The following is a 6,000-nucleotide window of genomic DNA, read 5'->3' on the forward strand; positions in this document are numbered from 1 at the left end:
AATCAAGCAACAACAGCCATACTTTGCAAATACTGAATTACAGAAGAAACCGGTTAAAAAAATTATTAATATTTACTGTGCCAATAGCAACATTTAACCAAGCATAGATAAAGTAAAAATAGGTGTATACAGTCGAATAATCCGGTAATATTTCCAATATACTTACTAGTTAATGTATTTTGCCTAAAAATTAGCTAAAAGCCTGTAAACTTATAGCAGAGTATGCTGGAAAGTCCAATATTTATATATTGATGGAACTATTTTTGCTATAAAATCGGATATTCTACCATTAGATAGAAATAGCAAAAAATACTTTAAATTATCGTGAAATAATTGTTTAATTCTGATTTGAACAACAATCAGCTAATTTATCTATCCCAGTGCAAAATCATATAAAAGATGTGCCATCTGTAATTTAGAACAAGGGGGAATTTCTAACTGTTTTCCTTGTTTATCTAAAAATATCGCTTGATTATTATCGCTACCAAAACCACTATCAGTTTTATCGATGGGATTTGCAACAATTACATCCAAGTTTTTTCGCTGTAATTTATCTAAAGCAGGCGCTACAATATCGCCAGTTTGAGCAGCAAATCCAATCAAACATTGATGTGGCTGCTTCATTTTCGCCAGTTCGCTGACAATATCGGGTACAGATTCTAAAGCTAAAGATTCGGGAAGCGATCGCTTGGGTAATTTTTCGCTACTATAATCTCTGGGTTTAACATCGGCCACAGCTGCGGACATGACTATCACATCTTCAGTGGCTAAATATTTCTGCATTACCTGCTGCATTTCTTCTGCATTAATTACAGGAATTGCTTGTACTCCTAAAGGTACATCCCAACTCGCCGGGCCATATACTAAAGTAACGTTAGCACCGCGATGAAGTGCTGCTTGTGCTAAAGCTAGTCCCATTTTACCTGTGGAAGGATTCCCAATAAACCGCACCGGATCGAGAAATTCTCGCGTTCCCCCAGCACTAATTAATATCCGCTTCCCAACTAAATCGCGTTTACCGCCAGTGTGCAATAAAGATTGAATATAAGCCAAAATTTCGGGAGGTTCAGCCATTCTCCCCGCACCGACGCGATCGCAAGCTAATAACCCCGATGCCGTACCAATACCATGATATCGGCTATCTGTCAATAGTTGCTGCCAATTGCGCTGAACTGCAAGCTGTTCCCACATATCTGTGTTCATCGCTGGCGCTAACAGCACGGGACAAGTAGAAGCTAGTACAGTATTGGTGAGTAAATTATCCGCCATCCCATAGGTTAACTTGGCTAAGGTATTGGCTGTTAACGGTGCAATTACCAATAAATCTGCCCATTCACCCAATTCTATATGCAAAGGGCGAGAGTGAACGGGTTGCCAAAACATCTCGTCGGTATAGGCGCTGTGACGGGAAAGAGTGGCTAAAGTCAGGGGGGTGACAAAAGCTTGCGCTGAATTCGTGAGAATGACACGCACTTCTACCCCAGATTGAAATAGCCGTGAAACCAGTTCACAGACTTTATAGGCGGCGATACCGCCGCCTACACCGATTAAAACCTTTGATAATTTTGGATTTAGCATTGGTGCTAAGGATGAGAAAATAAGATTAAAGTACTTTCATCCGTTACACTTTATCCTTATCCTTTATCTAAGCTTCATCGTAGGGTTCCAAGTCTAAGAGGTGGATATAGGGTTCAACTAACTCCGGACGCTGAAATGCGATCGCTCGCAGTAGATGCCAATCATTCAAACCCTCAAAAGCATTGCTATAATTATCCATCTCCAGACGTGTAGCCAACTCTTCAACATCTGTCACAGTCATGGCAGCAATTTCTTTTTTGGAAATGCTTAGAGTTTTCATAATGCTTGCCCCTCCCTATTGCAGCATTCGCACCCAGCATGGGTCGGGTTGTGCTTTTCACGGCCACCCAATATATCTTACTCATTAGATGGTGTGGATTTTGTAAAAATTTTCCGGATTTCTACGTTCTTTTGTAAAAAAATTGCAACTAAGGCTACCCAATTGCATTTACAACAAAATTCCGTAGCAGCTCTAACATTTGTAAACCAATTTCATGACCCATATCAAACTCCTGATATTGCAAGGGAACTCCCAAAGCTTCTAAGGTAGTTTTTGCCCTCACCGCCGCCGATAAGGGGACAACTTCATCTTGCCTGCCATGAGTAATTAACGTAGGTGGAAAAGTGTCTTTAGCAACTTTGCCAGCCTCTGGATGTAAATAACCGCTCATCGCCACCAAACCGGCTAGAGGTAAGTTTAATCCTACATCCAAAGTCATCGCCGCCCCTTGGGAGAATCCACTTAAAACAGTGCGTGATAAAGGTACACCTGTGATACCTTCCAAAGACAGCAACCAATCTGTGAGTATTTGCCGGCTTTGGGTTAAACCTTGATACATATTTTCTTGGCGTAGGTCATACCATGCCCTACCTGTGTCAGCATAGGGATAAGGGTAAGGCGCATTAGGAAAGGCAAACTGATAATCTGGCAAATCAAAATAAGGCAATAAACCCGCCACATCATCAGCACTAGCACCCCAACCGTGTAAAGTCACGATTAAACCTAATGGTGCTTGATCTGAATCTGGGGGTACAGAGATAAATTCTAAAGTTTGAGTCATGTTTGAACTAGTCAATAGTCAGTTGTCAGTTGTCCGTTGTTAGTTGTTAGTTGTTAGGAATAATTAACAACAAAAAATCCTCTTAAAAAGTATGCAACAAGAAAATAGGATTGCTGTCAAACTTTTTCTCCCTTCTGCCCCCTACCTGCTTGGTGAGCGTAGTCGAACCACTGCCTTGACCATTGACTTGTAAAATATTCTTCTGCCTTCATTGTTTGTACCAAAGGAAACTGGGGAATTATGGCACGTTTGGCTTTGCTGAGTGTATCCAATAAAACTGGATTAATTGACCTGGCGCGTAGCTTAGTGGAAGAATTTAACTTTGATTTAATTAGCAGTGGAGGTACAGCTAAAGCAATCAAAGATGCGGGAATACCAGTGACAAAAGTCTCTGATTATACAGGTTCGCCAGAAATTTTAGGCGGGCGCGTGAAAACTTTGCATCCGCGAATTCATGGCGGAATTTTAGCACGTAAGGATTTCCCCCAAGACTTAACAGATTTAGAAAATAATCAAATTCGTCCGATTGATTTGGTAGTTGTCAATCTCTATCCTTTTGAGGAAACTATTGCTAAACCTGGGGTAAGTTTACCAGAAGCCATTGAACAAATTGATATTGGCGGCCCGGCGATGTTAAGGGCTGCATCGAAAAATTTTGCCCATTTGACAGTATTATGCGATCCCGCCCAGTATGATGAATATTTACAGGAATTACGCCAAAATAATGGCGAAGCATCCCTAGAATTTCGCCAAAAGTCGGCTTTAAAAGGATTTTTACATACTGCTAGCTACGACCAAGCGATCGCATCTTATCTCATTGCTGCCCAAAATGATGCATCGGCTTTACCCCAGCAATACAGTCTCGCTGGGAAGCAAGTACAATCTCTGCGTTATGGCGAAAATCCCCATCAAAGCGCTGCTTGGTATGAAACAGGTAGCACGTCTACAGGCTGGGCGGCGGCAAGTAAGCTGCAAGGTAAAGAACTCAGTTACAATAACTTAGTTGATTTAGAAGCCGCCCGACGCATCATCACTGAATTTACAGATACCCCCGCAGCAGCAATTCTCAAACACACCAATCCCTGCGGCGTAGCTTTAGGCGATACCATCAAAGAAGCTTATGAAAAAGCGTTTAATGCTGATGCTGTTTCCGCCTTTGGGGGAATTGTCGCCCTAAATCGTCCCATTGATGAAGCTACAGCCAGCGAGTTAACCAAAACCTTTTTAGAATGTGTGGTAGCACCGGGTTGTGAAGGCGACGCGCAAGCGATACTCGCAGCTAAATCTAAAGTCCGAGTATTGATATTACCAGATTTAAACAGCGGCCCCAAAGAAACAGTAAAAGCGATCGCCGGCGGTTTTCTCGTCCAAGCCTCAGATGATATCATTGCTGACACGAGCCAATGGAAAGTTGCCACCGAACGCCAACCCAGCGACAGCGAATTAGCTGAATTGCTATTTGCTTGGAAAGTTTGCAAGCATGTAAAATCCAACGCTATTGTTGTCAGCCGCGATCGCGCTACTCTAGGAGTAGGCGCAGGACAAATGAACCGTGTCGGTTCCGCCAAAATCGCCCTAGAACAAGCCGGAGACTTAGCCAAAGGCGCATTTCTCGCCAGCGATGGCTTTTTCCCCTTCGATGATACCGTGAGAGCCGCCGCAGATGCGGGAATTACTGGCATTGTCCAACCAGGGGGAAGCTTGCGGGATCAAGATTCCATTAAAGCTGCCAATGAATTAGGTTTAGTTATGGTACTAACTGGAGTAAGACATTTTTTACACTAAAATTGTTCCCGTATCTATTACACTTTATCAAGTGTCACTGAACATACTTGTAAAATCTTTGAACAAGTGATATCTTCTAGTTGTGTGTGAGGAGCAAGTTAAAGATAAAAAACGTCTGGGGTGGAAACACGGCAACACTCCCAGGCGTTTTTTAATTTTGATGGTTGATTGTTGACTGTTGACCGTTAACTGTTGACCGCACCCCACTGAGTTTGTCGTTCGCGTAGCGTCCCGCAGGGAAGTGTTGACTGTTGCTTAATAACAACTGACAACTGACAACTGACCACTGACAAAATTTAACTTTGATCGGGAAGATCAATTCTAGCTGTTCCTACTGGAATATCCCCTTGTAATCCCATCCTTTGCGCAGTCACGCCATAAAGTAGAGTTCTCACGCTAGAAATCCGGTTTCTTACCCCTGCAAACTGCACTTCTATAGAATTACCAGGGGTTACAGGTTGATCAAAGGTAATTGTCAAACGTCCTTTTGTACTCTGTGTTTTAGCCGCAATTTCTCTACCCGATTGATCCTTAATTTGAACTTGCTCAAAACGTTCCATTTGGTAGGGGAGAGTAATCATTAAATCTTGTACAGACATCCCATTTACTGCGACTCTAATAAAATGAGTATTATTTGATACGCCAGAACCAGTGATATAGGGAACGTTAATTGTAGATGCTGTTTGCGATTGCGCCTGTGCAATTAGCTGTTGAGATTTAGCAGGTGTTGCGATCGCCGCAGCAGATGTAGTAAGAATTAAAGCAGATAAAGCACCAAAAATAAAACCTTTCATGAATCAATACCTGTTTTTTGGGTGAACCATTAACTCTAGATTCGTTTAAGAGCTTGTAATTAATAGATTGATTCATGAATATGAGATCATACTGACCGATATATGAGATTATTCTGAGATTTAAATATTAGTTTTCTCAGCTAAGATTTTATGAGCAATAATCCTTAAAAACCCCTCACCTTGAACAATAAGCCAAATATCTAGACTGTGCGTAACCCATTAAGGGCGTGGAAATTGGTACCCAACCATTTTTTCCCCTTGCAATGACAACGTTTTCTCCTTTAGGAATAACTCCTACCCTAGCGGAATTATTAGAAGGCGCTGTGCGTACTACCAACCCTCCATTAGCAGCAACCTTGCGACAAAAGTTTAAATCGGGGGGCGTTGCAGCTTTTGCAGCTTGGCATGAGCTAAGGAAATTAGTATGTAAAATATAACCATTGACGGGGGATGAGATTGGTACCCAGCCATTTTTACCGCGATCGCGAATTGTCACGGTTGTACCATAGTCTAAAAGACCAACTACAGCACTATCAACTGTTGGTTTTTGCAACACAAAAATTCCATTCCTTGCCATTACCCGCCGGCAACTGCTAGCATACTGAGCGATTAAATATTCACCTTGGTTATTTTCTAATGGGCTTGCTGGAGTAGAAGATTGCATAATCTGACGGTTAACTGTAAGCTGTTCAGCATTTAAATAGGGTATAATAAAAAGCCGAATTCAGTCAAAAAATGGAATAATGCCAGCAAAAAATCATTTAACTTCCCAGCAAATAGAG

6 protein-coding genes are annotated in these 6,000 nt (G+C 41.9%); 1 reads left to right on the forward strand and 5 read right to left on the reverse strand.

The window, feature by feature from the left end; genetic code table 11:
* Window positions 1–372: 372 nt before the first annotated feature.
* The 3 genes from coaBC to H6G41_RS30665 all read right to left on the reverse strand — a co-directional run bounded on the left by coaBC (window position 373) and on the right by H6G41_RS30665 (window position 2,639).
* Window positions 373–1,578 carry a bifunctional phosphopantothenoylcysteine decarboxylase/phosphopantothenate--cysteine ligase CoaBC gene (coaBC, locus tag H6G41_RS30655; RefSeq protein ID WP_190751694.1) on the reverse strand — a complete coding sequence of 402 codons (1,206 nt, stop codon included), beginning with the start codon at window positions 1,576–1,578 and terminating at the stop codon, window positions 373–375.
* Between the two features lie 67 nt (window positions 1,579–1,645).
* On the reverse strand, window positions 1,646–1,858 hold the full coding sequence (locus H6G41_RS30660; RefSeq protein WP_096600800.1) for a DUF2555 domain-containing protein: 213 nt from the start codon (window positions 1,856–1,858) through the stop codon (window positions 1,646–1,648).
* A gap of 154 nt (window positions 1,859–2,012) precedes the next feature.
* Window positions 2,013–2,639, reverse strand: a complete 627-nt coding sequence (locus tag H6G41_RS30665) for an alpha/beta hydrolase (protein WP_190751703.1) — start codon at window positions 2,637–2,639, stop codon at window positions 2,013–2,015.
* 240 nt (window positions 2,640–2,879) lie between these two features.
* Here H6G41_RS30665 and purH point away from each other — a divergent pair, with 240 nt between their 5' ends.
* Entirely contained in the window at window positions 2,880–4,424 is a 1,545-nt protein-coding gene (gene purH, locus H6G41_RS30670; protein WP_190751697.1) for a bifunctional phosphoribosylaminoimidazolecarboxamide formyltransferase/IMP cyclohydrolase, read from the forward strand.
* A 296-nt stretch (window positions 4,425–4,720) separates the two neighbouring features.
* Here the strand turns inward: purH and H6G41_RS30675 are convergent, their stop codons facing one another.
* A complete protein-coding gene (locus H6G41_RS30675) occupies window positions 4,721–5,218 on the reverse strand; it encodes a DUF2808 domain-containing protein (RefSeq protein WP_190751699.1) in 498 nt (165 codons plus the stop codon).
* A gap of 175 nt (window positions 5,219–5,393) precedes the next feature.
* Window positions 5,394–5,882: an SH3 domain-containing protein gene (locus tag H6G41_RS30680; protein WP_190751701.1), complete on the reverse strand. Its 489-nt coding sequence runs from the start codon at window positions 5,880–5,882 to the stop codon at window positions 5,394–5,396.
* Between the last annotated feature and the right edge of the window lie 118 nt (window positions 5,883–6,000).

The organism is Tolypothrix sp. FACHB-123 (assembly GCF_014697075.1).
Classification (GTDB): Bacteria; Cyanobacteriota; Cyanobacteriia; order Cyanobacteriales; family Nostocaceae; genus Aulosira.